4 protein-coding genes are annotated in these 3,023 nt (G+C 34.8%); all 4 read left to right on the top strand.

All coding sequences use genetic code 11. The features are described from left to right. Nucleotides 1-483 (top strand): two-component regulator propeller domain-containing protein (locus tag EGI26_RS07105; protein ID WP_303626727.1); only part of this gene is annotated, 483 nt, incomplete at its 5' end. A gap of 26 nt (nt 484-509) precedes the next feature. Next, nucleotides 510-797, top strand: coding sequence for a DUF6958 family protein (locus EGI26_RS07100; RefSeq protein WP_255077140.1), 288 nt, complete (start codon nt 510-512; stop codon nt 795-797). A gap of 157 nt (nt 798-954) precedes the next feature. Beyond that, entirely contained in the window at nt 955-1,440 is a 486-nt protein-coding gene (tnpA, locus tag EGI26_RS07095) for an IS200/IS605 family transposase (protein WP_310587947.1), read from the top strand. A 496-nt stretch (nt 1,441-1,936) separates the two neighbouring features. After that, nucleotides 1,937-2,920: a pyruvate dehydrogenase complex E1 component subunit beta gene (locus EGI26_RS07090; RefSeq protein ID WP_255077335.1), complete on the top strand. Its 984-nt coding sequence runs from the start codon at nt 1,937-1,939 to the stop codon at nt 2,918-2,920. Nucleotides 2,921-3,023: the final 103 nt, after the last annotated feature.

Genomic DNA, 3,023 nt, shown 5'->3' with positions numbered 1-3,023 from the left:
GGAACTCAAGCTGAAGGCGTATGTCGTTTCGACGGCAAAACGTTTACTTGGTTTACAGAAAAAGGCTTGGCTGGACCTGCAGTTCTTGGTCTTTTTGAGGATAAAAACGGAAATATTTGGATGGGGAACAATGGTGCTGGATTGTTTCGATATGATGGCAAAACCTTGGTGAATTTTACAGAAGAAAAAGGACTTGGCAACAAAGAATTTAGGGCAGCCGGAAAAGCGGCTCTTGGCACAATGGCTCGTATTTATGCCATCAATGAAGACAAAAAGGGTGACCTTTGGATAGGAACTGTTGACGCAGGCCTTTGGCGATATGATGGAAAAACCCTCACCAATTACAATACTAAAGAAGGTCTTACCAGTAATGCCATAAATACCATATACAAAGACAAAAAGGGAGAATTGTGGTTTGGAACGGATACTGAAGGCATTTGTAAATTCAATGGTAAAACTTTTTATAGATTCGAACCAAAATAAACAACTGACACCAAAACTCAATTGTGATGAAAGATGATATGTTTCAGACTTTGCACCCCCAAGCTGGTAAGACCAACAAGAAAATATCTTTGAAGAAATATGAATTCATTAAAGAAAACATTCTGTCCATTTTGGATGAAAAAGAGCTCACTCATACTGAACTTATGGAAGAATTATATGGGAGAGTGAAGGATAATTTTGAGGGCGGTGTTCAATGGTACGGAGAAACCGTAAAACTTGATTTAGAAGCCAGAAATAAAATAGTTAGAACTTTATCAAAACCAGAAAAGTATAGATTGACCACTAAAGGATAGTGATTGTGTATAGTGCGTTTTTTGCAACATGTTTTTTTTGAAGCTTTATTATAAACTTTTACTGAAATTTTGGCCTTAAATAGTGCTATATAACAATCAAACTTATAGAAAATGCACAATGAATTATTAAAAATAAAAAAGTAAGATTTAAAAGAACATACAACTTATTAAAACTATTGCAGGAACATTTTCACAAATCTATATTCAATTAGTTTTTGCAATAAAAGGTAGAGAAAGCTTAATTCAGCCAATTTGGGAGGAAGAATTATACAAATATATAACCGGGATTATCATAAATAAAGGTCAAAAATTGCTCGCTATAAATGGAATGCCCGACCACATTCATATATTTATAGGAATAAAACCGTCATGCAGCTTATCCGATCTAGTGAGAGAAATTAAAAAATCTTCCAATGAATTTATTAACGATAAAAAGTTTTCAGCCTCTAAATTTCAATGGCAAGAAGGTTTTGGAGCATTTTCTTATAGCCATTCGGCCTTAGATAATGTAATTGCCTATATTCAAAACCAAAAAGAACATCATAAAAAAATAAGATTCAAGGATGAATATAAAACGTTCTTAAGTAAATTTAAGATAGAATATAAGGATGAATATTTGTTTGATTGGTTTGAAAATGATTAAAATAAATGAAGTATTAATCAAAGATAACACTCAAAAAACAAAACCCAGAAAGGGGCACGTGTTTATAGAAAAACGATCCAATCAGAAGCATTCGACCCCAAAGGGGTCAAACTTTTATAGAAAACCGCCCTACATTGAGAAGAATTCGACCCCGAAGGGGTCGTACAACCACTGCAAAATTCTTCTTCTATAAATATTAAATTCCTTCGGAATTAAATCGAACAAATCAAAACCTTGAAATGGTCACATAACCCAAATTAAATTTATCCCATAAAAATTTCATTCCTTCTTATAGTAATGGATGAACAAACCCATAATCTCTTTTTAGGAAACATCAAATTATTGAATTTTAAACACCGAAAATATAACAATCGACAAAAATAAATTAACGAAATCACGCAATTCTACAAATAGATTTCGGAAATTGACAATAGCTTACTATTTTTGTAGACCAATTGGGGTCTTTGCCCAAAATTAATTTATTTATAAGCCAAAAATGAGAGAAATTCAATTTAGAGATGCTGTAAAAGAGGCGATGTCAGAAGAAATGCGTCGTGATGAAACAATATTCTTAATGGGTGAAGAGGTAGCTGAATACAATGGAGCTTACAAAGCCAGTCAAGGAATGTTGGATGAGTTTGGACCCAAAAGAGTTATTGACACCCCAATTGCTGAGCTAGGTTTTGCAGGTATAGGTGTTGGTGCTGCTATCAACGGCTGTCGTCCGATTATTGAATTCATGACTTTTAACTTTTCACTTGTTGCCATTGACCAGATCATCAACAGTGCTGCCAAAATAATGGCCATGTCAGCTGGGCAATATTCTTGCCCAATCGTGTTTAGAGGGCCTACAGGCAATGCAGGTCAGCTTGGAGCTCAACACTCACAAAACTTCGAAAATTGGTTTGCTAATACCCCCGGACTGAAAGTTGTTGTTCCATCAAATCCTTATGAATGTAAAGGTCTTTTGAAGGCATCTATTCGTGACAACGACCCAGTAATTTTTATGGAGTCTGAGCAAATGTATGGCGACAAAGGTATGATTCCTGACGGAGAATATATTTTACCTATCGGAAAGGCAAATGTTATACAAGAAGGCAAAGATGTTACGATTGTTTCGTTTGGAAAAATGATTTCAAGAGTGGTTTTACCAGCTATCGAACAATTAGCAAAAGAAGGTATAAGTGTAGAATTGATAGATTTGAGAACAGTAAGACCTATTGACTATCAAACAGTTGTTGACTCAGTAAAGAAAACCAACAGGTGTGTGGTTGTAGAAGAAGCTTGGCCATTAGCAGCTATTTCATCTGAAATAACATATCATTTACAACGTTATGCCTTTGACCATTTGGATGCTCCTGTTATCAGAGTAAACAATATGGATATTCCTTTACACTACGCCCCTACTCTTATTGAGGCTACCTTACCAAACGTTGCAAGGACAATTGACGCAGTGAAAAAGGTTATGTACAAAAAATAACATTTACGATAAATAGTATAAAAAAGGAGCTTTCGCTTAGTCATGGTCGGAAGATTAAATATCTTCCGGCCATTTTTTGTTATTAATGATTTGTCGTTGTCTT

Source organism: Lacihabitans sp. CCS-44, assembly GCF_024343735.1.
GTDB lineage: Bacteria > Bacteroidota > Bacteroidia > Cytophagales > Spirosomataceae > Leadbetterella.
This window is presented reverse-complemented; position numbering and strand designations above follow the sequence as displayed.

Bases quoted from the DNA above. Each gene is read 5' to 3' on its own strand.
- EGI26_RS07090 (WP_255077335.1), top strand. From the start codon at position 1,937: ATGAGAGAAATTCAATTTAGAGATGCTGTAAAAGAGGCGATGTCAGAA.
- EGI26_RS07100 (WP_255077140.1), top strand. From the start codon at position 510: ATGAAAGATGATATGTTTCAGACTTTGCACCCCCAAGCTGGTAAGACC.